Here is a 22,195-nt window from a genome sequence, read left to right on the forward strand (position 1 = left end):
CACGGATGCCGCGGACGCTCGCGCTCGGGAGGGGCGTCGTCGCCCGCGGCATCCGTCGTCCGCCTCCTTCGCCGGATTCCGTCGCAGGATTCCCGGCACGTCGCGTGCCCGCACGGGCCGTGCGGCGCTAGCGTGTGCCGCGAGGGGGGCAAATGGAATTCGGCAGCGTCATCGAAGCGGTCGGCGAGGTCATCGACGTGCTCGGCGTCGCGGCGATCGTCATCGGCGTGCTCTACGCGATCGTCGATGCCGCCCTCCGAGGCCTGCGGCGCATGAGCCCGGTCTACACGCGCTTCCGTCGCGTGCTCGGCCGGGCCATCCTGCTCGGCCTCGAGTTGCTCGTCGCGGCCGACATCATCAAGACCGTCGCTGTCACACCGACGCTCGACTCGGTCGCGGTGCTCGCGGTCATCGTGCTCATCCGCACGTTCCTCAGCTGGTCGCTCGAGCTCGAGATCTCGGGGCGTTGGCCGTGGCAGAAGCGCGGGACGCCCGTCGATGGGGAACCCGCGATCGTGTCGACCGAAGCCGGCTGAGGTCGCGCGCGCTCGACGCGGGTGCGATGGTCATCGTGGTCCTCCGTGGGGCAGGGGCTCGAGGCATCCGAAGATCGTATGCGGGAGTCCACGCTACGAAGTGCCCGCTGCCGCGCCATCCGAGCGGGCACTGAGCTGCACTCGGGTGGGCCCTGAGGCCGTCATGGAGTTCGCCGCGCCTCAGACGAGCAGCTGGTGCTCCGCGAGCTGCCGGTAGAGGGGCACGGCGGCCACGAGTTCGGAGTGCGTGCCCTCGCCGATGACGCGGCCCTCGTCGAGCACGACGATGCGATCGGAGTCGATGACCGTCGACAGCCGATGCGCGATGACGATGAGCGTGCGACCGGCCGACACGGCGTCGATCGCCTCGCGCATCATGCGTTCGTTCACGCCGTCGAGCGACGACGTCGACTCGTCGAGCAACAGGATCGGGGGAGCAGCGAGCAGCGCGCGCGCGATCGCGAGGCGCTGGCGTTCGCCGCCCGAGAGCATGATGCCGTCTTCGCCGACGGCGGCGCCGAGCCCGTCGGGGTTGCGGTCGAGCACACCGCCGAGGTTCACGGCGCGGAGCACGTGCTCGCACTCCTCATCGGTCGCATCGGGGCTGCCGAGCTTCAGGTTGTCGCGAAGGCTGCCGGCCAGCACCGGCGCGTCCTGCTCGACGTAGCCGATCTGGGCGCGCAGCTCGGCGCGATCGAGCGAGCGCAGGTCGAGGCCGCCCATGCGGACGACGCCGATCGAGGGGTCGTAGAACCGCTCGATCAGGGCGAGGATGGTCGACTTGCCGGCACCCGATGGGCCGACGAGCGCGATGCGCCGGCCGCGCGGCACCTGGAACGAGACGCCGCGGAGCACGGGCTGACGATCGGTGACATCGGGCTCGGGCAAGTGTTCGTCGGCACTTTCGTTCGCCGGATCGGCGGGGTCCGAGCGAGTGGCGGCGTAGGCGAAGTGCACGCCGTCGAACTCGATCGCGGCGGCATCCGGGAGCACGGCCTCGTTGGCGTCGCCGACCATGAGCGCGAGGGGTGCGAGTTCGCGGTCGTGCGTGTCTTCATCGGGCAGGTCGAGGATCTCCTGGATGCGGCCGAGGGCGCCGAGCGCCTGGTTCACCGAGGTGATCGCGCCGAACGCCTGGCCGAGCGGCAGGATCATCATGAACAGGAAGAGGATGAATGCGACGAGGTTCGCGACGGTCAGTGCGCCGGTCGCGACGCGGAACCCGCCGACGCCGAGAACGACGAGGAACGACACCTGCATCGCGATGCCCGCGATCGGCACGATGAGGGCGGAGATCTTCGCGACCTTGACGCCCATCTCCCATGCCCCCTCGGCATCGCCGTCGACGGCCCGGATCTCGCGGTCGGTGGCGCCCGCGGCGCGGATGGTGCGCACGGCGCTGATCGCGCGCTCGACGGATGCTGCGACGTCGCCGACCTTCTCCTGAGCCTGGTGGGATGCTTCGCGCACCCGCCGGGAGAGGAGGGTCACCGTCGTGATCGCGATCGCGACGACGAGCACGGTGAGGCCGAGCAGCACGGGGTCGATGATGAGCATCGCGATGAGCGCACCGACGAAGGTGACGGTGCCGCCGATCGCCTCGACGAGTCCCTGAGTGAGCACCGCGCGGAGCATCGTCGTGTCGCTGCCGACGCGCGAAACGAGGTCTCCCGTGCGGCGGGTGTCGAACTCGGCGATCGGCAGGCGCAGAATCTTGGCGACGAGTCGCTTGCGGGCGGAGAGCACGACGCCCTCGCCAGTGCGCTGCAGCAGGTAGTGCTGGTAGCCCGAGATGACACCGCTCACGATCACGAGCACGACGAGCGCCCAGACGAGCCAGCCGAGCGGTTCGTCGGCCTGCACGATCGAGATGACCTGGCTCACGAGAAGCGGCTGTGCGAGGCTCGTGAGCGCCCCGATGACGCTGAGGATCGCGACGACGACGAGCACCGGCCGGTGTTCGAAGATGAACGGCAGCAGCTGCCGGAAGGTCGCCCGCGGCCCCGTGGGGGTTTCGCGTCGGCCGAAGGGGGAACGTCGGGTTTCAGTGTCGCTCATGTTCGCTTCCTGGCCGGCGCGGCGAGTGGATGCCGCATCCGCTCGGGTTCCGCGTCGTCGCCGCATTGCAGCTTACGTGGCCTAGCTGCGCCCGTACTTCTTGTGCACCGCTTGCTTGGAGACCTCGAGCGCGAGGGCGATGAGCTGCCAGCTCGACCCGGTGGCTCGCGCCCGCCGCACGGCGATGGCCTCTGCGTGGTCGAGCTCGCGGGTCAGTTCGACTCGCGCGTGGTGGAGGTCGCGGAGTGCGCGGTACGGGTCGTCGCCGTCGGCGGCCGCGATCGCGGTGCGGAGGGTGTGATCGTCCATGATGTCAACGCTAGTTGACGTCACAGCACCTGTCAACGTGGGTTGACTCGCCAGCGGGGGGTTCAGCGTCAGTGCGCGCATCGACGACACGCATCTCGTGCATCGACACGCATCTACAGGGGTGACGCGATGTCAGCGCCGACCACTATCGTGAAGCCTTGTGCCAGCACCAGTGATCGTTGCTACCGACCTCGTCAAGCGATACGGGGAATTCGCCGCCGTCGACGGAATCTCCTTCGAGGTCGCGGCCGGTGAGTCGTTCGGGCTGCTCGGCCCCAACGGCGCAGGAAAGTCCACGACGATGCGCATGGTCGGAGCAGTCTCGACGCGCACCGAGGGCGAGCTCTCCATCCTCGGCCTCGACCCAGACGACTTCGGGCCCGAGATCCGTTCCCAACTCGGCGTCGTGCCGCAGTCCGACAATCTCGACACCGAGCTCCGCGTGCGCGAGAACCTCCTCGTTTACGGCCGGTATTTCGGGCTGCCCGCCAAGATCGTCGCGAAACGCGCAGACGAGCTGCTGGCGTTCGCGCAGCTCGAAGAGAAGGGCAAGGCGAAGGTCGACTCGCTCTCGGGCGGAATGAAGCGGCGGCTCACGATCGCCCGAGCCCTCATCAACGACCCGCGACTTCTGCTCCTCGACGAACCCACGACGGGCCTCGACCCGCAGGCCCGGCATATCCTGTGGGACCGCCTGTTCCGCCTCAAAGAGCAGGGAACGACCCTGCTCCTGACGACCCACTACATGGACGAGGCCGAGCAGCTCTGCGACCGGCTCGTGGTCGTCGACGAGGGTGCGATCATGGCCGAGGGCACCCCGGCCGCGCTCATCCGCCAGTACTCCTCGCGCGAAGTGCTCGAGGTGCGCTTCGGTAGCGACCGCAACAGCGAGGTCGCCGATCGCCTCGCCGGCATCGGCGACCGCCTCGAGGTGCTGCCCGACCGCATACTCGTGTACAGCAACGACGGCGAGGCCGAACTCGTGAAGATCACCGATGCCGGGCTCCACCCGATCACGAGCCTCGTGCGGCGATCGAGTCTCGAAGACGTCTTCCTCCGACTCACCGGACGGAGCCTCATCGAATGACCGATCTCGCGTCAGCGGGTCGAGAGGGCCCCGAAAGCCGGCTCGAGACCCGAGTGACGGATGCCACGACCGAGCTCGCACGCCGTGCGATCGCCGCCGGGCGAAGGCCGCGCCGCTGGGGCGCGTGGTATGTCGCCCTGCATCGGTTCCGCGTGATGAAGAGCTACACCGGCACCGTCGTCGTCGCCGGCATCGGCAGCCCTCTCGTCTACCTCTACGCGCTCGGCGTCGGGCTCGCGACGATCGTCGACGCCAACCTCGGCGCCCAGGCGGTCGAGGGCGTGAGCTACCTGGTCTTCGTCGCGCCGGCCCTGCTCGCGAGTGCGGCCATCACGGTCGCGAGCGAGGAGTTCACGTACCCGGTCATGCTCGGCTACAAGTGGAATCCCACGTTCACCGGCATGAGCGCTTCACCGCTCCGACCCACTCAGATCGTCGACGGCGTCGTCATCTCCGTCGCGATCCGGATGCTCGTGAATCTCGTGCTGTTCTTCGCGCTCATCCTCGTGTTCGGGGCGGCGCCTGCACCGATCGCCTTCCTCATGGTCTTCGCGGGTCTGCTCGGCGGGCTCGCGTTCGGCGCATTGCTCATGGGCTACACCTCGACGCTCGAGGAGGACACCGGTCAGCTCGCCATGGTCATGCGCTTCGTCGTACTGCCGATGACGCTCTTCTCCGGCACGTTCTTCCCCCTGTCGACCTTCCCGATCTGGCTGCAGTGGATCGGCTGGATCTCCCCGCTCTGGCACAGCGCCGAGCTCGCTCGCGTGTTCTCGTACGGGTATGCCGAGCCGATCTGGCTCACCGTCGTGCATGTCGTCTACCTCGTCGTGCTTATCGTCATCGGCTGGATCTGGGCCCGCCGAATCGCAGTACGGAGGCTCGGGCGATGACCGACACGACCGAGCGCGACCTCGCCCCTGCGAGCATCCGGTTGCGACCGCTGCGCGCGCTCTACGCCGGCAACGCACGTGCGGTCATGCTCCGCGGCTGGCGCGCGACCCGCAGCACCAACTGGCTCGTCGTCGTGAGCGGCTTCTTCGAGCCGATCTTCTACCTGCTTGCGATGGGCATCGGCCTGGGCGCCCTGGTCGGCACCGTCACGACCGCGAGCGGCCAAGAGGTCGCGTATCCCGCGTTCATCGCGCCGGCGCTCCTCGCGGTCGCGGCGATGAACGGCGCCATCTACGATTCCACCTGGAACGTCTTCTTCAAGATGCAGTTCGCAAAGCTCTACGAGGGCATGCTGTCGACCTCGCTCGGGCCGCTCGACGTCGCGCTCGGCGAGATTCTTCTCGCGCTCCTGCGAGGTGCCCTCTATGCCGTCGGGTTCCAGTTCGTCATGCAGGTGCTCGGCCTCAACCTGTCGTGGTGGGCGCTTCTCGCCCTGCCGGCCGTGCTGCTCATCGCCTTCGGATTCGCGAGCCTCGGCATGGCCATCACGAGCTACATGAAGACCTTCCAGCAGATGGACTGGATCAACTTCGTCATGCTCCCGATGTTCCTGTTCTCCGCGACGTTCTACCCGCTCACCGTCTACCCCGAGTGGCTGCAGGGCGTCGTCCAGGCGCTCCCGCTGTGGCATGGCGTCGAGCTCGTGCGCGGGCTCACGACGGGCGACGTGAGCTGGGGCCTGCTCTGGCACGTGCTCTACTACGCCGTGATGATCGCGATCGGCCTCGTGTTCACCACGAAGCGGCTGCGGGTGCTCTTCCTCGACTGACGGTGTGCGCGCCTGGGGTCGACAGTGAGGGTTGGTGGCCGGCGGTGAGTGTTGCGGCGGGTTACACCGGCCCGCGACATCCGCTCACCTCGCGCGTATCGTGGCGGCATCGAACACCGAGGAGCCTTCATGTCGCACCGCGAACCGCACACCGCCACCGAGCCGCACGTCGGCACGGTCATGGGCATGCGCGGGTGCGAGAGCGCGGCGGGGTGCCGGAGCGACCGGCCGGGCCACCGACTGCACGCGATGCAGGCGCGCCTCGCGACGACGACGGCGAGCAAGTGGCTCGACGCGATCGTGGTCGGGGTCGGCGCCGACGGGGTCGTGACGGTCGCCGACGTGGCTGACGAATCGCTGCGCCGTGTCTGGCACCACGAAGCGTTCGAGGGCGCGCTCGTGACCGGCGACCCGGTCGCCGTGCACAGCATCTACGGTGTGCTGGCCAGCGGCGGGCAGCGGTACAGCGTCGCGTTCGCCTGACGGGTAGCGACGGCCGGGGTGTCGGCGGGCGCGTCTCGATACGTTCGCTCCGCTCGCGACTCGACCGACGGACTCGGCTCGCGACTCGACCGACGGGATTCGTGCGGCACAACCTCACGCCATCGGCATCGCCTCGCTCATCGAGTCCATCATCTTGTCCATCGCCATGACGGCCTGATCGCACGCCACCGCGCACATGCGGCAGTGCTCGCTCATCTCGGCGTGCATCATGCACTCGGCCGAGCAGGCTCGGGCCATCATCATCGTCGATTGCATCATCGACATCATGACCGGCATCTCCCAGCCGTGCATGCGCAGCAACATTCGCATCATCGTGTCGCACATGTCGGCGCAGTTCGCGCAAAGGCTCGCGCAGCGGCCCATGCCCTCGCTCGCGTCGGCGTCGGCGCACATCACGCACGCCTGCATGCACGCGGAGAGGGCCTCGATACACTCCTGCATCACCGCCGGATCCATGCCGTCCATCGGCATCTCCGACGACGACATGGCGCCTTTCATCATGTCCATCGTCATGTTCATCTGCACGACCCGCCGTCCTGGGCGGTCGAGCGTCGACGGTGCCGGCGGATGACTCGGCGCCCCTGTTGCACGCCATGCTACGCCGGGCGTCGTGGGTCGAGAAGGGTCGCGTGTGACGATCTCGTGAACGGATGCGTCGCCCATCGAGAGGGCGCTTCGTGTCGCTCTCGACGCCCGAGGACGACACGAAGCGCCCTCTCGATGAGCCGGCCCGACGGGCGAGGAGTCGAGCGGCGGGAGCCAGGGAAAGGCGCGGAACGAGGGCGCGAACGAGCGAGGGGCGGATGCCGCAGCATCCGCCCTTCGAATCGCGTGTGCTCAGGCGTCGATGTCGACGTCTTTCGTCTCTTTCGAGACAATGAGGGCGATGAGCGTGAGCACGGCCATCACCGAGAGGTAGATGCCGACCCAGAACGGGCTGCCGCCGCCGGCCTGCCACAGGGCGACCGCGATGAACGGGGCGACCGCCGCGCCGAGGATGGACGACACGTTGTACGAGATACCGGAACCGGTGTAGCGCACGTTCGTCGGGAACAGTTCGGGCAGGAGCGCCCCCATCGGTCCGAAGGTCATGCCCATGAGCGAGAAGCCCACGACGAGCCAGGCCATGACGCCCCAGAACCCCGCGCCGAGGAGCGGAACCCACAGGAGGCCGAACACGATGATGCCGAGCGTGACCCAGATGAGCGTCTTGCGACGGCCCCACTTGTCGGCCCACGGCCCTGAGAGCAGCGTGAAGACACCGAAGAACAGCACACCGCCGATGAGCATCAGTACGAAGGTGTTGTACGAGTAGCCGAGGCCGGGCAGTGCGCCATCGTCCGGTTCGACCGCTGCGCGGCCGTAGCTCAGTGAGAACGTGGTCATCAGATAGAAGAGCACGTACGTCGCCAACATGAAGAACGTTCCGAGAATGAGCTGGCGCCAGTGGTCCTTGAAGACGGTCGCAAGGGGGAGCTTCTTGAGCTTGCCGGCCTTCGAGGCCTTCGAGAACGCCGTGGACTCGACGAGCCGCAGCCGCACCCAGAGGCCGACGATGACCATCACGACCGAGAACAGGAACGGGATGCGCCAACCCCAGTCGAGGAAGGCCTGCGAGGGCATCGTCGGGTCATCCGACGGCAGCACCGCCGCGATGACGAGGAACAGGCCGTTCGCGATGATGAAGCCGATCGGCGCGCCGAGCTGCGGGAAGGTGCCGTACCAGGCGCGCTTGCCCTTCGGTGCGTTCTCGGTCGCCACGAGCGCGGCGCCCGACCATTCGCCGCCGAGCGCGAAGCCCTGGGCGATTCGGAGGATCACGAGCAGGAGCGGCGCGAGCCAGCCCACCATCGCGTACGTCGGCAGCAGGCCGATGAGGAAGGTCGCGACGCCCATGGTGAGGAGCGCGCCGACGAGGGTCGCCTTACGGCCGTGCTTGTCGCCGAGGTGGCCGAAGATGACCGCACCGAGCGGGCGGGCGACCATCGCGGCGCCGAAGACGGCGAACGACGCGAGTAGCGCCGTCGTGGCATCGCCGGTCGGGAAGAAGAGGTGCGGAAAGACGAGCACCGCGGCTGTCGCGTAGACGTAGAAGTCGTAGAACTCGATCGTCGTGCCGATGAGGCTCGCGAGCACGACTCGACTGCGCGGATTCGCGGGGGTTGCAGTGGTTTCAGGTGTTGCGGGTGCGGCAGTGGCCGCGGCGGATGTAGGCATCGCTGGCGAGGACTCCAAGGAGGTGGGCGTAGCGCCGGTCTCCGGGCGTGTCGGTCTGGCATCGGGCGGAGTCGGTGAGTGGAACCGTCGCTTGTGGCAACCGCACTAGCCTACGCCTCGTTCGTTGAGGATCCCCCAGCATGCCCCCGGTGCGCCGAGGGGCGAACGGCGAACGGCGAGCGGCGAGCGGCGAGCGGCGAGCGGCGAGCGGCGCTGACATGCTGAAGCGATTGGATCGAACGACGGATGCCGCGGCATCCGCTGCTCGTTAGGCTGGCCGCATGGATACCCTGATCAACATTCTGCACGTCGCCGGCGCCGTCTTCATCGTCGGCCCGATGGCGATCCTTCCCATGACCGCGATGCGGGCGGTCCGCGCCGGCAACGGGGCGCAGGTCGCGGTGCTCGCGAAGTCCACGACGATCTTCTCGTGGCTCTCGCTCCTCGTCTTCGTGTTCGGGTTCGGTGCGATGAGCATGGCACCCGAGGAGTTCGGCCTCTCGATCACGACGCCCTGGATCCTCTGGTCGATCATTCTCTACGTCATCGCGTTCGCCCTGACGCTCTTCGTCGTCGTGCCGTCGATGAAGAAGGCCGCCGAGGCGCTCGGAGCGAGCGCGGCCGGCGAAGGTGCCGCGCCGAAGGCCGGCTACCCCGCGATCGCCGCGGGCAGCGGCATCGCGTCGCTGCTGCTCCTCGCGGTCGTCGTGCTCATGGTCTGGAAGCCGTAGCGCGCACTTCTGCAGGTTGAGCCTGTCGAAACCCCTGTATGGCGTGGTTTCGACAGGCTCAACCTGCAGATGCCGACCTGATCAACCGGCAGAGTCGCCGAGGGAGCGCAGCGCGCGCACCGTCGCGATGGCGGCCTCGGCCGCCTCGCGCCCCTTGTCCTCCTTCGAGTGCGGCAGGCCTGCTCGGTCGAGCCCCTGCCGCTCGTCGTCGAGGGTCAGCAGGCCGAACCCGACGGGCTTGCCGGTGTCGAGGGCGACCCGGGTCAGCCCGTCGGTCGCCGCAGCCGAGACGTACTCGAAGTGCGGCGTGCCGCCGCGGATGATCACTCCGAGGGCGACGACCGCGTCGGCGCCTGCTTCGAGCGCCGCCTTCGCGACGACGGGCAGCTCGAAGCTGCCGGGCACGCGAACGAGCGAGAATTTCGCTCCGGATGCCTCGAGAGTGCGGGTCGCCCCGGCGATCAGGCCGTTCGTGATCTCGTCGTGCCAGCTGCCGGCGACGATGACGAGGGTGAGGCCACGGCCATCGACATTCGCCAATGCATCGGTGCCAGTGGGGGATCCTGCTCCGCTCATGACGGGTGTCCTTCCAGGAGGGTCTCAGCTGCGCTGTCCGCCAGCTGTTGGTCATCGATCGTGTGCCCCATGCGGTGGCGCTTCGTGTCGAGGTATCCGGTGTTGCCGACGCCGACGCCGACGACGAGCGGGAGTCGCTCGGTCACGGTGATGCCGTGCGCCTCGAGCTGTCGCACCTTCTCGGGGTTGTTGGTGAGCAGGCGCACCCGGCTGAGTCCGAGGTCGGTGAGGATCGCGGTCGCGGCACTGTAGTCGCGCGAGTCGATCGGCAGGCCGAGGGCGAGGTTGGCGTCGAGCGTGTCGAGTCCGTCCTCCTGCAGCCGATAGGCGCGCAGCTTGTTGATGAGGCCGATACCCCGTCCTTCGTGACCGCGCAGGTAGATGACCACGCCGCCGTCCTGTTGGATCGTCTCGAGCGCCGCGTCGAGTTGCGGCCCGCACTCGCATTTGAGCGAACCGAACGCCTCGCCCGTGAGGCACTCCGAGTGCACCCGAACGATGGCACCGCCCGGCACGGTTGCCGGGTCGCCTGCGATGATCGCCACGTGGTCTGCGCCGGTGGCGCGGTCGCGATAGGCACGAACGCGGAACTCCCCATGCTCCGTCGGCAGGGCGGTCTCGACCTCGAAGTCGACCGAGGAGGATTCGGGCACGGATACCGGGGGCGGCGTCGCCGCGAGGTCGTAGCCGGGGTGGTGCTGCTCGAGCCAGCCGACGAGCGCCGCGACGGTGGTCACCGGCAATCCTTCACGCTCGCCGAGGTCGATGAGCCCCGGGAGGCGCATCATCTCGCCGTCATCGGCGACGACCTCGCCGATGACCCCGACGGGGGAGAGGCCGGCGAGACGCATGAGGTCGACGGCCGCCTCGGTGTGACCGGCGCGCTCGCGCACACCGCCGTCGACCGCACGCAGCGGGATGACGTGCCCCGGTCGGATCAGCCGGTCGGGCGTGGCTGCGGGGTCGGCGAGCACGCGCAGCGTGTGCGCCCGGTCGGAGGCGGAGATACCGGTCGAGGAGCGGTCGGCGGCGTCGACGGTGATCGTGTACGCGGTCGCACGCGCGTCTTCGCTTCGCTCGGTCATGAGCGGCAACGCGAGCCGGTCGGCGAGTTCGTTGGGCATCGGCGCGCAGAGGTAGCCGCTCGTGTGGCGCACCATCCAGGCGATCCACTCCTGCGTCGCGAACTCGGCCGCCATGATCGCGTCACCCTCGTTCTCACGCGCTTCGTCATCGGCGACGATCACGGGCTTGCCGGCGCGAAGCGCGTCGAGTACCTCGGGAATCGTGGAGAGGCTCATGCGGCACCCCCGACCGTGTTCGCACGCCCGGTCCCGTTCCCGTTCCCTGAGCTTGTCGAAGGGTTCCGGGCCGCGCCCGCTTCGACAGGCTCAGCGAGCGAGTTCCTGTTCCCTGAGCTTTTCCTGTTCCCTGAGCTTTTCCTGTTCCCTGAGCTTGTCGAAGGGTTCCGGGCCGCGCCCGCTTCGACAGGCTCAGCGAGCGAGTCCCGATCGAATCGCAGCATCCGCTCGACCTGCCTGGCGAGGATGTCGGTCTCGATGTTGACCCGATCGCCGACCTCGCGTGCACCGAGCGTCGTCGCCGTGAGCGTCTCGGGGATGAGCGACACCTCGAACCACGACCCGTCGGGCTCGTCGCCGACGGCGCTCACGGTGAGCGAGACGCCGTCGATCGCGATCGATCCCTTGTCGACGACGAGCGGCGCGTGCGCGAGATCGAGCGAGAAGCGGATCACCCGCCACGCCTCGCCCGGTCGCACCTCGAGTAACTCGGCGGTGCCGTCGATGTGGCCCTGCACGATGTGGCCGCCGATGCGATCGCCGACGCGGGCGGCGCGTTCGAGGTTCACCGTGAGCCCCTCGACAGCGTCGGCGAGCGTCGACATCGCGAGCGTCTGAGCCATCACATCGGCCGTGAAGCTCTCGGCGTCGAAGTCGACCACCGTGAGGCACACGCCCGACACGGCGATCGAGTCGCCGTGCTTGGCGCCTTCGACGGCGAGCGGGCCGCGCACCGTGAGTCGTGCGGCATCGGCCGTGCGCTCGACGCGCGTGACGGTGCCGATTTCCTCGATGATTCCGGTGAACATGTCAGTTCCCTTCCGTGGGCTTGGGGTGGGCGACGAGCAGGAGGTCGTCGCCAAGCCGTTCGATGACGGCGAAGTCGAAGTGGAGCGCGGCGTCGATCGACGCGACCCCGAGCTCGCCGAGGGCGAGGCGCGGCCCGCCGATGAGTGCGGGTGCGAGGTAGACGAGCAGTTCGTCGACGAGTCCGGCGGCGATGAATGCGCTCGCGAGCGTCGGGCCGCCTTCGATGAAGAGCGAGCGGATGCCGCGGCGCGCGAGCTCCGCGAGATCGGCGTGCAGGTCGGTGCCTTCGAAGAGCAGGGGCGCCTGAGGGTGGCGGGTGATTGCGGCATCCGACGGCACTTCGCGCCGGCCGAAGACGACGGGCACCGGCTGCGACTCGAAGAACCGACCACTGGGTTCCCGCGCAGTGAGCGAGGGGTCGTCGGCGAGGACGGTGCCCGTGCCGACCGCGATCGCGTCGGCGGCCGAGCGCCGCCGGTGCACGTCGGCTCGCGCCTCGGGACCCGTGATCCACTGGCTGGTGCCGTCGGCGGCGGCGGCGCGGCCGTCGAGGCTCGACGCCCACTTCACGGTGATGTGCGGGCGGTGGTGACGGGCGGTGAAGAGCCAGTCGTCGAGCATCGCCTCGACTTCGTCGGCGAGCACGCCCGAGCTGACCTCGACCCCGGCCGATCGCAGACGTTCGGCGCCGCCGGAGGAGTGATCGCCCGGGTCCGCGACGGCGTAGACGACGCGGCCGATGCCCGCATCGATGAGCGCCACGGCGCACGGGCCCGTGTGTCCCGTGTGGTTGCAGGGCTCGAGGGTGACGACGGCCGTCGCTCCCCGGACGGCGTCGGGTGCGAGCTTCGACAGGGCGTCGACTTCGGCGTGCGCCGTGCCCACTCCGCGATGCCATCCTTCGGAGATGACGTCCCCGCCAGGTGAGAGGATGACGCAGCCCACACGCGGGTTCACCCCGCGAGCCGGGCCGAAGGTGGCGAGTTCGAGCGCGCGGCGCATCGCCGCAACATCCGCTGCCGTAGGTTCGCCCGCACTCATCCGTGATCCTGTCTCAAGGCTCCGGGGGTGCTCAGCGCTATCGACGCTGTCGACAACTTCTGATGTCGACGGCGCACAGCGCTGCCGACACGTGCGCCTCCCATCCGGACTTTCACCGTCGGTACCGGAATTCCACCGGTTCGACCACGGGTGCGGGGCCTCTCGACCTCGCGCTCGCAGTTCGCGGACTGTTACCGCCGGTTCGGACTTACACCGACCCCGGAGCACGTTTCTCTCTTCGATCCTAGATCAACGCCTGCGGCGCCCGGCTATTCCCCGTCACTCGGGGTCTCGACGAGCGCACGCGCGGTGCCCTCATCGACGATGAGGTCGGTGATGAGCCCCGCGGCGAGTGCGCCGCGCAGGCTCGCGAGCTTCGCGCGGCCCGAGACGACGCAGATGCGACGGGGCGCCCGCCGCAGCACCGCGAAGTCGGGCCCGGTCGCACGTTCGTTCAGAGCGATGCCGTCGGTCGAGCCGTCGGCCCGGTAGAAGACGGTCGCGACATCACCGACCGCACCGTCGCGGGAGAGCGACTGGTAATCGGCGCGCTCGAGGTAACCGCCCTGGTAGACGTGGCTCGGCACCTCGGCGAACGGGGACCCGACGCCGAAGAGCGCGACGTCCATGCGTTCCTGCAGCTCGAGGAGGCGGCGTGTGCTGCGCTCACGCCAGAATGCGCGGCGGGTCTCGGGGTCGTCGAAGAACGCGGGCACCGGGAACTGCTGCACGCGTGCACCGAACGCGTCGCCGAAGCGGCGCAGCAGCTCGCTCGCGTAGACGATGCCGGTCGTGCGGCCGTTGCCGGCGCCGTTGAGCTGCACGACCTCGGAGTTGTGCGTGGCCTTCGGCACGAGGTGGCGGCTCATGGCGCTCATCGTCGAGCCCCACGCGATGCCGATGGTCTGGTTCGAGTCGAGGAACCGGCCGAGAATTCGTGCAGCCGAGAGTGCGACGCGGTCGAGCCGATCGACGTCGCTCGCATGGTCGGGCACGGGAATCACATGCGCGCCGACCTCGAATCGCTCGAGGATCTCCTGCTCGATGTGGCTCGGCAGATCGAGCGGTGAGTGGATGGAGATCTCGACGAGACCGCTCGCCCTGGCATGGCTCAGTAGGCGCGACACCGAGGATCGCGAGGTGTGCAGCTCGTGCGCGATGGCATCCATCGTGAGGTCCTGCATGTAGTAGAGATGCGCCGCTCGAAGTGCGTCGCGGGTCTTGCCCGGCACCGATTCGGCGCCGTCGGCCAGTGGGCCGGAGTGTTGCTGGATCATCATCTCCATCCTTGCACGTTTGTTCACCCGGCTTGCAAGTTCGTTCTGCCGTGTTCACGATGTATTCATCCACACCAGGCATGCTCGTGCAAGCCGCCGTTCCACACCCGAGGAGGACAACTTGTCTCCGCAGCAGACGACCCCGACCCAGCCCCGCCCGTACTCGAGCGGCGAGCGAGCGGATGTCGCGGCCATCCGCACCCGGCCGCGGGCCTCCGTGCTCGTGATCGGCGCCGGCATCAACGGCATCGCGACGTTCCGCGACCTCGCCCTGCAGGGAGTCGACGTCGTGCTCGTCGAACGGGGCGACTTCGTCTCGGGGGCATCCGCCGCGTCGTCGCACATGATCCACGGAGGCATCCGCTACCTCGAGAACGGCGAGTTCCGGCTCGTGCAGGAGTCGGTGACCGAGCGCAACGCGCTCATTCGCATCGCGCCGCACTACGTGAAGCCGCTCGAGACGACCGTGCCCATTTTCTCGACCTTCTCGGGAATCCTCTCGGCGCCGCTGCGTTTCCTCACGCACAAGGCCGGCAAGCCCACCGAGCGCGGCGCCGCGCTCATCAAGACGGGGCTCGTGATCTACGACTCCTTCTCGCGGGGCGGCGGCCAGGTGCCACGGCACCGCTTCCACGGGCGCAAGCGCTCGCTCGCCGAGCTGCCCGCCCTGAACCCCGACCTCAAGTACACCGCGACCTACTACGACGCGAGCATGCACGACCCAGAGCGGCTCGCGCTCGACGTGCTGTTCGACGGCGTCGCGGCGGGCGTGCACGCCCGCGCCGCGAACTACCTCGAAGCCGTCGGTATGGGCGAGCGGGGCGTGCGCCTCCGCGACACGCTCACCGGCGCGGAGTTCGACGTCGCCGCCGACGTCGTCGTGAACACCTCGGGCCCCTGGACCGACCTCACCAATGAGGAGCTCGGCCGCCCGACCGCCTTCATGGGCGGCACCAAGGGTTCGCACATCGTGCTCGACAACGACGAGCTGCTCGCGGCGACCGGCGGCCGGGAGATCTTCTTCGAGCACGAAGACGGTCGCATCGTGCTGATCTACCCCCTGAAGGGCAAAGTCATGGTCGGCACGACCGACCTCGAGCACGACATGCGCGAGCCTGCGGTGTGCACCGAAGCCGAGGTCGACTACTTCTTCGAGCTCATCGCGCACGTTTTCCCAGCGGTGCACGTCGACCGTTCGCAGATCGTCTTCCGCTTCTCGGGCGTGCGCCCGCTGCCGCGCCACGACGACGAGGCACCGGGCTTCGTCTCCCGCGACTACCGCATCGAGCGAGCGGATGTCCCGGAGCGCCCCGGCACGATTCTGCTGAGCCTCGTCGGCGGAAAGTGGACGACCTTCCGCGCCCTCGCCGAACACCTCTCGAACGAGGTGCTCCAGCTGCTCGGCCATGAACGCACTCGTTCGACGGCCGGCCTCGCGATCGGCGGCGGCGCCGGGTATCCGACGACCGACGACGCCCGTCGCGTCTGGACGGTCACCCACGGCGACGAGGTCGGGCGAGTCCGCGCCGAGGAGCTGCTCGAGCGTTACGGCACCCGCGCCGAGGCGTTCATCGAGTCGATCGAGGGCGAGCACGACGAACCCCTCGCCCACCATGCGGGCTACAGCCGGCGCGAGATCGCCTGGCTCGCCGGCACCGAGCGGGTCGTGCACCTCGCCGACGTCGTGCTGCGCCGCACGAGCATCGCCTTCACCGGCGCGCTGACGGCACCGCTGCTCGAGGAACTCGCCGAGATCGTCGGCAGTGAGATCGGCTGGGACTTCGAGCGACGCGCCGTCGAGACGGCCGGCACACAGGAGCTGCTCGCCGAGCACCACGGGGTCGAGCTCGAGGCATCCGTACTCCGTTGAACGAGTCGCAACCGTCCTTCGTCGATCGAGTAGCGAGCGCCGGCGAGCGTATCGAGATCCCGTGACGGAGTCTCGATACGGCCCGGGCGCGCCTACTCGACCAGCGACGCTCGAAACTGCACGCATGTGCACTCCAAACGCCGTGTCGGGGCGCTGACGCTCGATACCGTTTTTCGGGGGCCATTGCCCCAGTCATTCTGAAAGTAGGTCAATGTGGACAATCTCGGTCTCGTCTTCCTCTCCGAACTCGTCGGTACGGCGCTGCTCGTGCTCCTCGGCTGCGGTGTCGTCGCGAACGTCATCCTCGCCAAGACGAAGGGCTTCGGCGGCGGCACGCTCATGATCAACATCGGCTGGGGCCTCGCGGTCTACGCCGGCGTCATCGCGGCGTACGCCTCGGGCGCTCACCTGAACCCGGCCGTCACGGTCGGACTCGTCGCCAACGGCGCGACCGAGTTCGGCAACGCGGGAGCCGGCATCGAAGTGCCGGTCGGCGTCGTCTCGGTGCTCACCTACATCGGCGCGCAGATGATCGGCGCCATCCTCGGTGCCGTGTTCGTCTGGCTCGCCTACAAGCAGCACTTCGACGCCGAGCCCGAGGCGGGCAACAAGCTCGGCGTGTTCTCCACCGGCCCGGCGATCCGTTCGTACGGCTGGAACCTCGTGACCGAATTCATCGGCACCTTCGTGCTGGTCTTCGCCGTCGTCGGCTTCGGCGGCGGACGCCAGGGTGACGGCGGCCTCGCGGCCCTCGGCGCACTGCCGGTCGCGCTCATCGTTATCGCCATCGGCGCCTCGCTCGGCGGCCCGACCGGCTACGCCATCAACCCGGCCCGTGACCTCGGCCCCCGCATCGCCCACGCACTGCTGCCGATCAAGGGCAAGGGCGGCAGCGACTGGTCGTACTCGTGGGTGCCCGTCGTCGGTCCGCTGCTCGGCGGCCTCGCAGCCGGTTGGGCCGCGATCCCGCTGCTGCCGCTCATCGGCTGAGCGCGCGGCATCCGCTCTTCATCTCATCGTTCACTGACAGCAACGGAGTTCTCAGATGGCTGACTACATTCTCGCAATCGACCAAGGCACGACCTCGTCGCGCGCGATCATCTTCGACAAGGCCGGATCGATCGTCTCGACCGGGCAGCTCGAGCACGAGCAGATCTTCCCGAAGGCGGGCTGGGTCGAGCACGACCCTGCCGAGATCTGGCGCAATACGGGCGAGGTGATCGGCAAGGCCCTCGGCAAGGCGAACCTCACCCGGCACGATATCGCGGCGGTGGGCATCACGAACCAGCGCGAGACCGCGGTGGTGTGGGACAAGAACATCGGCGAGCCGGTCTACAACGCGATCGTGTGGCAGGACACCCGCACGCAGCCGATCGTCGACCGGCTCGCGGCCGACGGCGGCGTCGAGCGCTTCAAGGCGAAGGTCGGCCTGCCGCTGGCGACGTACTTCTCGGGCACGAAGATCGTGTGGATCCTCGAGAACGTGCCGGGCGCGCGCGAGAAGGCCGAGGCAGGCGACCTGCTCTTCGGTACGACCGACTCGTGGGTGCTCTGGAACCTGACCGGCGGCGTCAAGGGCGGTGTGCACGCGACGGATGTCACGAACGCCTCGCGCACGATGTTCATGGACCTCGAGACCCTCGCGTGGGACGACGAGATCCTCGCGGCCTTCGGCGTGCCGCGCTCGATGCTGCCCGAGATCAGGAGCTCGTCCGAGGTGTACGGCATCGCGAACGAGCACTCGCTGCTGCGCGAGACGCCCATCGCCGGCATTCTGGGCGACCAGCAGGCGGCGACGTTCGGCCAGGCAGCGTTCGAGACCGGTGAGGCGAAGAACACGTACGGCACCGGCAACTTCCTGATCTTCAACACGGGCGAAGAGATCGTCCACTCGAAGAACGGCTTGCTCACGACCGTCGGCTACAAGCTCGGCGACCAGCCGGTGCACTACGCGCTCGAGGGCTCGATCGCGGTGACGGGCTCGCTCATCCAGTGGCTTCGTGACAATCTCGGCCTGATCTCCTCGGCCGCCGAGGTCGAGGAGCTCGCGAAGTCTGTCGACGACAACGGCGGCGCGTACTTCGTGCCGGCGTTCTCGGGCCTGTTCGCACCGTACTGGCGACCTGACGCGCGCGGCGCACTCGTCGGCCTGACCCGCTTCGTGAACAAGGGCCACATCGCGCGTGCTGCACTCGAGGCGATCGCGTTCCAGACGCGAGACGTCATCGAGGCCGTGAATGCCGATGCCGGCGTCGACCTCACCGAGCTCCGGGTCGACGGAGGGGCCACCGTCAACGACACGCTGCTCCAGTTCCAGGCCGACATCCTCGGCGTTCCGGTCGTGCGACCCGTCGTGGCCGAGACGACGGCGCTCGGCGCCGCCTACGCGGCCGGCCTCGCGGTCGGCTTCTGGTCGAACCTCGACGAGCTGCGCGCCAACTGGCAGGAAGACAAGCGCTGGACCCCGTCGATGGACGAGGCCGAGCGTGCCCGCCTCGACCGCAACTGGAAGAAGGCCGTCTCGAAGACCCTCGACTGGGTCGACGCCGACGTCGTCTGACGCGCGCTGGGCCTGTCGAAGAGGTGCCGCATCGGTTCCCTTCGACAGGCTCAGGAGCGGGGAGTCTCAGCATCGTGATGAGGCCGCCTCCGGATCTCGGGCGGAGCTCGAGCGGGCCGACCGAAGCGTTCCGAGCGGTCTGACCGGTTGAACTGACGACCGGAGGATGTCAATCGGGTGATGACGCGATGCAGCGTCGTACGCGGGCTGCAGGGCTACGGTGGGAGGACGGGTCGGGCGCATGGGGGTGTGCCCGGCCCATTCCCGTGTTCGGGGAGCGGTGGCACCGTTCGTTCAGGGGTCGATGGCACCCGTCCGCGGAGCGGCATCACGCGCTCGCGCGAAATGTGCCTGCGTGCGCGTCAGTCGAGCAGGCGCGGAGCGAGCAGGGCCGGGAGCTCGGCGAGCGAGGCGATCTCGAGCACAGCGGATGCCGCGGCATCCGTCGTCGGCTCGGCGGCTGCCGCCTCGATGCCGTGCCGGTTCAGCCACACGCCGATGAGACCAGCCTCGGCAGCGCCCACGGCGTCGGTGGCGAGCCGGTCGCCGATGTACGCCGCGCGGCCGACGGGCGCCTCGGCAGCGAAGCGTGCGAGCGCTATGCGGAAGATCTCGGCGTCAGGCTTCGTCACGCCGACGTCGCCTGACGCGATGACGTGCTCGAATCGGTTGCGGATTCCGAGTCGTTCGAGCTTGGCGAGCTGGAAGTCGAGCTCGCCGTTCGTGATCACGCCGAATCGTACTCGGGGAACAGCTGTCGCGATCGCATCGAGCGCCGGGAGTGCGTCGTCGTGCAGGGTCCAGGACTCGCGATAACGCTCGAAGTATCGGTCGAACCACGCACCGGCCGCGAGATCGTCGAGTTCGTCGCCGTGCGTGATCGCGAAGTCGCGAGCTCGTGCGCGACGTTGCCCCTCGAACGTCAGTCGGCCCGCGAGGTAGGAGTGGTAGTGCTGCTCTTCGAGCTCATGCCAGAGGGTCGAGGCGGCGGCCAGGTCGCCGTCGTATGCCCGCTCCCGCATGTGCAGGTCGATGCCGGCGTTGACCGCCTCGCGGTGAGCCATGAGGGTGTCATCGAGGTCGAAAAGCACGAGCGGCGCAGCGCGCGATTCGAACGCATCGGTCACGTCATGCTCCCCAAGAGCGGTTCCCAGCTCGTGAAAGCGGCGGGGTCGTCGTCGGCTCGGCGCTCGGCATGCCACGCCGGCAGAGTTCGGCCGTCGCGCCCGGGCACGGTGGCGATTCTCGGGGTCGTGCGCCGGAAACCAGCGGCGCGGGCGACATGCGCCGACGCCAGGTTTCCCTCATTCGCGCGCCAGAGCACCGATTCTGCACCGGGCACTGCACCCGCGAGTGCCCACTCGCAGACCGCAGTCACAGCTTCGGCCATGAGTCCCGAGCCGCGGTGCTCGGCGCCGAGCCAGAAGCCGATCTCGTTGCCGCGACGCAGCCCGACGACCCCGAGGAGAGGCTCGGAGACGCCACGCCGAAGTGCCCACGTCAGCTCATCGCCCGAAGCCCATGCCTCAGGAATGTACTCCACGAGAAATGCTCTGGCGTGCTCGGTCGTGTACGGCCACGGGGTCGTGAGATACCGGAGGAACAACGGATCGGCGCAGTACTTCGTCACGAGTTCGATGTCGCCCTCGACCGGGAGGTCGAGCACGAGTCGTTCGGTACTGAGCACGACGGGCAGCATGTTCAGCGCACGCGCCGGAGGAACCCAACGCGGTCGTACACCGTCGCGAGAGTGGTCTCGGCGACCTCGCTCGCTCGGCCGGCGTTGACGGCGAGCAGGCGGTCGAGCTCGGCGGTATCGTCGAGCAGCTCGAGAACGCGGGAGCGGATCGGCTCGAACTCGCTCACGACGACCTCGGCGAGTGCCTTCTTGAAGTCACCGTACCCGCGACCGGCGAACTCCTGCTCGATGTCGCCGATCGTGCGGCCGGAGAGCACGGAGAAGATCGTGAGGAGGTTCGAGACGCCCGGCTTGTTCTCACGATCGAAGCGCACTTCGCCATCGGTATCGGTCACGGCGCGCATGATCTTCTTCGCAGTGACGGAAGGCTCGTCGAGCAGCCAGAGGATACCGGCCGGCGTCTCGCCCGATTTCGACATCTTCGACGTCGGATTCTGCAGGTCGTAGATGCGCGCCGTCTCTCGCTGGATGGCGGGTTCGGGCAAGACGAAGGTGTCGGCGCCGAAGCGTACGTTGAACCGCGCAGCGAGATCGCGCGTGAGTTCCACATGCTGCTTCTGGTCGTCGCCGACGGGCACGATCTCCGTCTGGTAGAGCAGGATATCGGCGGCCATGAGCACGGGGTAGGCGAAGAGGCCGACGCTCGTGGCATCCGCGCCCTGCCGCTGCGACTTGTCTTTGAACTGTGTCATGCGTCCGGCTTCGCCGAAGCCGGTGATGGTGTTGAGCACCCAGGCGAGCTGGGCATGCGCTGGAACGTGCGACTGCACGTAGAGCGTCGAGCTCGAGGGGTCGATGCCCGCTGCGATGTACTGCGCGGCCGTGCGCCGGGTCTTCTCACGGAGTTCGGCGGGGTCTTGGGCCACGGTGATGGCGTGCATGTCGACGACGGAGAAGAAGGCGTCGTGCGTCGACTGGAGCTCCTTCCACTGCAACAGGGCGCCGATGTAGTTGCCGGCGTGCAGCGAGTCGGCGGAGGGTTGCATGCCCGAGTAGAGGCGGGGTTTACGTGTCATGGGAGATCCTTCGAGAGTGCGGCCGCGTTGCGGCAGGTCAGATGGCGTAGTCGACGACCACGGGAGCGTGGTCGGACCATCGCGTGTCCCAGGCGTCGGCACGATCGATCACGTACGAGACCGCGGTCTCGGCGAGCGCCGGGGTCGCGAGCTGGTAGTCGATACGCCAACCGGTGTCGGTGTCGAACGCCTTGCCGCGCTGCGACCACCAGGTGTACGGGCCGTCGACCTCCCCGGCGAAGCGGCGGCCGAGGTCGACCCAGCCGAACCCGGCGCCCGCGTTGTACGACTCGTCACCCTCGGCGCCGACGAAGCGGTCGAAGTAGGCGCGCTCTTCGGGCAGGAAGCCTGCGTGCTTGACGTTGCCCTTCCAGTTCTTGATGTCGAGTGTGCGGTGCCCGACATTCAGGTCGCCCACGATCACGGCGAGCGCCGAGTGCTCGGCGAGCCGCGGCATCCGCTCGACCATCGCGTCGAGGAATTTGTACTTCTCGACCTGCTTCGGGGTGTCGACCACACCGGAGTGCACGTAGGCCGAGACCACGGTGACGATGCGGTCACCGACCTCGTAGTCGGCCTCGAGCCAGCGGCCGGCGCTGTCGAAGTCGGTCGCGCCGAGTTCGACGCGATGGATACTCGCCCGGTTGCGGCTCGCGATCGCGACACCGGCGCGGCCCTTGGCTGTGGCGGGGTCGTGCAGGATGTCCCACTCTTCGCCGAGGAGCCCCTGCAGATCTTCGGTCGAGGCGCGAACCTCCTGCATCGCGAGGATGTCGACGTCGCGCGCGGCGAGCCACTCGCCCATGCCCTTTCGGAACGCGGCACGCACTCCGTTGACGTTGACGCTGGCGAGACGGAGGGGCTTCGCAGAAGGCATGGA

At 68.4% G+C, this 22,195-nt stretch carries 22 protein-coding genes, 1 pseudogene and 1 riboswitch; of the genes and pseudogenes, 10 read left to right on the top strand and 13 right to left on the bottom strand.

Annotated features, from left to right (window positions below):
* The first annotated feature begins 152 nt into the window (after nt 1–152).
* The gene (locus AC1C2T_RS09600) at nt 153–536 is read left to right on the top strand and encodes a DUF1622 domain-containing protein (protein ID WP_495385132.1); all 384 of its coding nucleotides are present in this window, start codon (nt 153–155) and stop codon (nt 534–536) included.
* A gap of 180 nt (nt 537–716) precedes the next feature.
* Here AC1C2T_RS09600 and AC1C2T_RS09605 read toward each other — a convergent pair whose 3' ends face one another.
* Together AC1C2T_RS09605 and AC1C2T_RS09610 are read right to left on the bottom strand one after the other, a co-directional pair.
* Nucleotides 717–2,594, bottom strand: coding sequence for an ABC transporter ATP-binding protein (locus AC1C2T_RS09605; RefSeq protein WP_495385133.1), 1,878 nt, complete (start codon nt 2,592–2,594; stop codon nt 717–719).
* Between the two features lie 81 nt (nt 2,595–2,675).
* Complete coding sequence (locus tag AC1C2T_RS09610; RefSeq protein WP_495385134.1) at nt 2,676–2,903, bottom strand: hypothetical protein; 228 nt, start codon at nt 2,901–2,903, stop codon at nt 2,676–2,678.
* 160 nt (nt 2,904–3,063) lie between these two features.
* On the opposite strand from AC1C2T_RS09610, the gene AC1C2T_RS09615 reads away from it, so the two are divergent.
* The 4 genes from AC1C2T_RS09615 to AC1C2T_RS09630 all read left to right on the top strand — a co-directional run bounded on the left by AC1C2T_RS09615 (nt 3,064) and on the right by AC1C2T_RS09630 (nt 6,196).
* On the top strand, nt 3,064–3,990 hold the full coding sequence (locus AC1C2T_RS09615) for an ABC transporter ATP-binding protein (RefSeq protein ID WP_495362332.1): 927 nt from the start codon (nt 3,064–3,066) through the stop codon (nt 3,988–3,990).
* On the top strand, nt 3,987–4,883 hold the full coding sequence (locus tag AC1C2T_RS09620; protein ID WP_495385135.1) for an ABC transporter permease: 897 nt from the start codon (nt 3,987–3,989) through the stop codon (nt 4,881–4,883). Before AC1C2T_RS09615 ends, AC1C2T_RS09620 begins: the two co-directional genes overlap by 4 nt.
* Entirely contained in the window at nt 4,880–5,713 is an 834-nt protein-coding gene (locus AC1C2T_RS09625; protein ID WP_495362334.1) for an ABC transporter permease, read from the top strand. Before AC1C2T_RS09620 ends, AC1C2T_RS09625 begins: the two co-directional genes overlap by 4 nt.
* A 129-nt stretch (nt 5,714–5,842) precedes the next feature.
* Nucleotides 5,843–6,196 carry a hypothetical protein gene (locus AC1C2T_RS09630; RefSeq protein ID WP_495385136.1) on the top strand — a complete coding sequence of 118 codons (354 nt, stop codon included), beginning with the start codon at nt 5,843–5,845 and terminating at the stop codon, nt 6,194–6,196.
* 114 nt (nt 6,197–6,310) lie between these two features.
* On the opposite strand, the gene AC1C2T_RS09635 is transcribed toward AC1C2T_RS09630, so the two are convergent.
* Both AC1C2T_RS09635 and AC1C2T_RS09640 read right to left on the bottom strand, forming a co-directional pair.
* Nucleotides 6,311–6,736, bottom strand: coding sequence for a four-helix bundle copper-binding protein (locus AC1C2T_RS09635; RefSeq protein ID WP_495385413.1), 426 nt, complete (start codon nt 6,734–6,736; stop codon nt 6,311–6,313).
* A 318-nt stretch (nt 6,737–7,054) separates the two neighbouring features.
* Nucleotides 7,055–8,434 carry an MFS transporter gene (locus tag AC1C2T_RS09640; RefSeq protein WP_495362337.1) on the bottom strand — a complete coding sequence of 460 codons (1,380 nt, stop codon included), beginning with the start codon at nt 8,432–8,434 and terminating at the stop codon, nt 7,055–7,057.
* 140 nt (nt 8,435–8,574) lie between these two features.
* Here AC1C2T_RS09640 and AC1C2T_RS09645 point away from each other — a divergent pair, with 140 nt between their 5' ends.
* Together AC1C2T_RS09645 and AC1C2T_RS09650 are read left to right on the top strand one after the other, a co-directional pair.
* On the top strand, nt 8,575–8,706 hold the full coding sequence (locus tag AC1C2T_RS09645) for a hypothetical protein (protein ID WP_495385137.1): 132 nt from the start codon (nt 8,575–8,577) through the stop codon (nt 8,704–8,706).
* A 9-nt stretch (nt 8,707–8,715) separates the two neighbouring features.
* Nucleotides 8,716–9,165: a DUF2269 family protein gene (locus AC1C2T_RS09650; RefSeq protein ID WP_495362338.1), complete on the top strand. Its 450-nt coding sequence runs from the start codon at nt 8,716–8,718 to the stop codon at nt 9,163–9,165.
* A gap of 81 nt (nt 9,166–9,246) precedes the next feature.
* Here AC1C2T_RS09650 and ribH read toward each other — a convergent pair whose 3' ends face one another.
* The 5 genes and pseudogenes from ribH to AC1C2T_RS09675 form a co-directional block, all read right to left on the bottom strand.
* Nucleotides 9,247–9,741 (bottom strand): 6,7-dimethyl-8-ribityllumazine synthase, encoded by a 495-nt coding sequence (gene ribH, locus AC1C2T_RS09655; protein ID WP_495385138.1) that lies wholly within the window; start codon nt 9,739–9,741, stop codon nt 9,247–9,249.
* On the bottom strand, nt 9,738–11,042 hold the full coding sequence (ribA, locus tag AC1C2T_RS09660) for a GTP cyclohydrolase II (RefSeq protein WP_495362340.1): 1,305 nt from the start codon (nt 11,040–11,042) through the stop codon (nt 9,738–9,740). Before ribA ends, ribH begins: the two co-directional genes overlap by 4 nt.
* A 173-nt stretch (nt 11,043–11,215) precedes the next feature.
* A pseudogene (locus AC1C2T_RS09665) lies at nt 11,216–11,851 on the bottom strand (riboflavin synthase); the annotation flags it as partial.
* Between the two features lies 1 nt (nt 11,852).
* Nucleotides 11,853–12,893 (bottom strand): bifunctional diaminohydroxyphosphoribosylaminopyrimidine deaminase/5-amino-6-(5-phosphoribosylamino)uracil reductase RibD, encoded by a 1,041-nt coding sequence (gene ribD, locus AC1C2T_RS09670; protein WP_495385139.1) that lies wholly within the window; start codon nt 12,891–12,893, stop codon nt 11,853–11,855.
* Nucleotides 12,894–12,981: 88 nt separating this feature from the next.
* Nucleotides 12,982–13,124, bottom strand: a riboswitch (FMN riboswitch).
* A gap of 38 nt (nt 13,125–13,162) precedes the next feature.
* A complete protein-coding gene (locus AC1C2T_RS09675; RefSeq protein WP_495385140.1) occupies nt 13,163–14,173 on the bottom strand; it encodes a sugar-binding transcriptional regulator in 1,011 nt (336 codons plus the stop codon).
* A 118-nt stretch (nt 14,174–14,291) separates the two neighbouring features.
* Here AC1C2T_RS09675 and AC1C2T_RS09680 point away from each other — a divergent pair, with 118 nt between their 5' ends.
* The 3 genes from AC1C2T_RS09680 to glpK all read left to right on the top strand — a co-directional run bounded on the left by AC1C2T_RS09680 (nt 14,292) and on the right by glpK (nt 18,600).
* Nucleotides 14,292–16,040: a glycerol-3-phosphate dehydrogenase/oxidase gene (locus AC1C2T_RS09680; protein ID WP_495385141.1), complete on the top strand. Its 1,749-nt coding sequence runs from the start codon at nt 14,292–14,294 to the stop codon at nt 16,038–16,040.
* 213 nt (nt 16,041–16,253) lie between these two features.
* A complete protein-coding gene (locus AC1C2T_RS09685) occupies nt 16,254–17,030 on the top strand; it encodes an MIP/aquaporin family protein (protein ID WP_495362344.1) in 777 nt (258 codons plus the stop codon).
* Between the two features lie 55 nt (nt 17,031–17,085).
* The gene (gene glpK, locus AC1C2T_RS09690; protein ID WP_495385142.1) at nt 17,086–18,600 is read left to right on the top strand and encodes a glycerol kinase GlpK; all 1,515 of its coding nucleotides are present in this window, start codon (nt 17,086–17,088) and stop codon (nt 18,598–18,600) included.
* Between the two features lie 362 nt (nt 18,601–18,962).
* Here glpK and AC1C2T_RS09695 read toward each other — a convergent pair whose 3' ends face one another.
* Genes AC1C2T_RS09695 through AC1C2T_RS09710 form a run of 4 tightly spaced genes read right to left on the bottom strand, consistent with a single transcriptional unit; the run spans nt 18,963 to nt 22,192 of the window.
* Complete coding sequence (locus tag AC1C2T_RS09695) at nt 18,963–19,727, bottom strand: HAD family hydrolase (protein ID WP_495385143.1); 765 nt, start codon at nt 19,725–19,727, stop codon at nt 18,963–18,965.
* Nucleotides 19,724–20,287: a GNAT family N-acetyltransferase gene (locus AC1C2T_RS09700; protein ID WP_495385144.1), complete on the bottom strand. Its 564-nt coding sequence runs from the start codon at nt 20,285–20,287 to the stop codon at nt 19,724–19,726. Before AC1C2T_RS09700 ends, AC1C2T_RS09695 begins: the two co-directional genes overlap by 4 nt.
* 14 nt (nt 20,288–20,301) lie before the next feature.
* Nucleotides 20,302–21,315 (bottom strand): tryptophan--tRNA ligase, encoded by a 1,014-nt coding sequence (gene trpS / locus AC1C2T_RS09705; RefSeq protein ID WP_495385145.1) that lies wholly within the window; start codon nt 21,313–21,315, stop codon nt 20,302–20,304.
* Nucleotides 21,316–21,352: 37 nt separating this feature from the next.
* Nucleotides 21,353–22,192: an exodeoxyribonuclease III gene (locus AC1C2T_RS09710; RefSeq protein WP_495362349.1), complete on the bottom strand. Its 840-nt coding sequence runs from the start codon at nt 22,190–22,192 to the stop codon at nt 21,353–21,355.
* Nucleotides 22,193–22,195: the final 3 nt, after the last annotated feature.

Source organism: Agromyces sp. Y558, from assembly GCF_059445415.1.

Bases quoted from the DNA above. Each gene is read 5' to 3' on its own strand.
- ribA (WP_495362340.1), bottom strand. From the start codon at position 11,042: ATGAGCCTCTCCACGATTCCCGAGGTACTCGACGCGCTTCGCGCCGGC.
- AC1C2T_RS09635 (WP_495385413.1), bottom strand. From the start codon at position 6,736: ATGAACATGACGATGGACATGATGAAAGGCGCCATGTCGTCGTCGGAG.
- glpK (WP_495385142.1), top strand. From the start codon at position 17,086: ATGGCTGACTACATTCTCGCAATCGACCAAGGCACGACCTCGTCGCGC.
- AC1C2T_RS09650 (WP_495362338.1), top strand. From the start codon at position 8,716: ATGGATACCCTGATCAACATTCTGCACGTCGCCGGCGCCGTCTTCATC.
- ribD (WP_495385139.1), bottom strand. From the start codon at position 12,893: ATGAGTGCGGGCGAACCTACGGCAGCGGATGTTGCGGCGATGCGCCGC.
- AC1C2T_RS09625 (WP_495362334.1), top strand. From the start codon at position 4,880: ATGACCGACACGACCGAGCGCGACCTCGCCCCTGCGAGCATCCGGTTG.
- AC1C2T_RS09710 (WP_495362349.1), bottom strand. From the start codon at position 22,192: ATGCCTTCTGCGAAGCCCCTCCGTCTCGCCAGCGTCAACGTCAACGGA.
- AC1C2T_RS09675 (WP_495385140.1), bottom strand. From the start codon at position 14,173: ATGATGATCCAGCAACACTCCGGCCCACTGGCCGACGGCGCCGAATCG.
- AC1C2T_RS09620 (WP_495385135.1), top strand. From the start codon at position 3,987: ATGACCGATCTCGCGTCAGCGGGTCGAGAGGGCCCCGAAAGCCGGCTC.
- ribH (WP_495385138.1), bottom strand. From the start codon at position 9,741: ATGAGCGGAGCAGGATCCCCCACTGGCACCGATGCATTGGCGAATGTC.
- AC1C2T_RS09645 (WP_495385137.1), top strand. From the start codon at position 8,575: ATGCCCCCGGTGCGCCGAGGGGCGAACGGCGAACGGCGAGCGGCGAGC.
- AC1C2T_RS09600 (WP_495385132.1), top strand. From the start codon at position 153: ATGGAATTCGGCAGCGTCATCGAAGCGGTCGGCGAGGTCATCGACGTG.
- AC1C2T_RS09605 (WP_495385133.1), bottom strand. From the start codon at position 2,594: ATGAGCGACACTGAAACCCGACGTTCCCCCTTCGGCCGACGCGAAACC.
- AC1C2T_RS09640 (WP_495362337.1), bottom strand. From the start codon at position 8,434: ATGCCTACATCCGCCGCGGCCACTGCCGCACCCGCAACACCTGAAACC.
- AC1C2T_RS09610 (WP_495385134.1), bottom strand. From the start codon at position 2,903: ATGGACGATCACACCCTCCGCACCGCGATCGCGGCCGCCGACGGCGAC.
- trpS (WP_495385145.1), bottom strand. From the start codon at position 21,315: ATGACACGTAAACCCCGCCTCTACTCGGGCATGCAACCCTCCGCCGAC.
- AC1C2T_RS09630 (WP_495385136.1), top strand. From the start codon at position 5,843: ATGTCGCACCGCGAACCGCACACCGCCACCGAGCCGCACGTCGGCACG.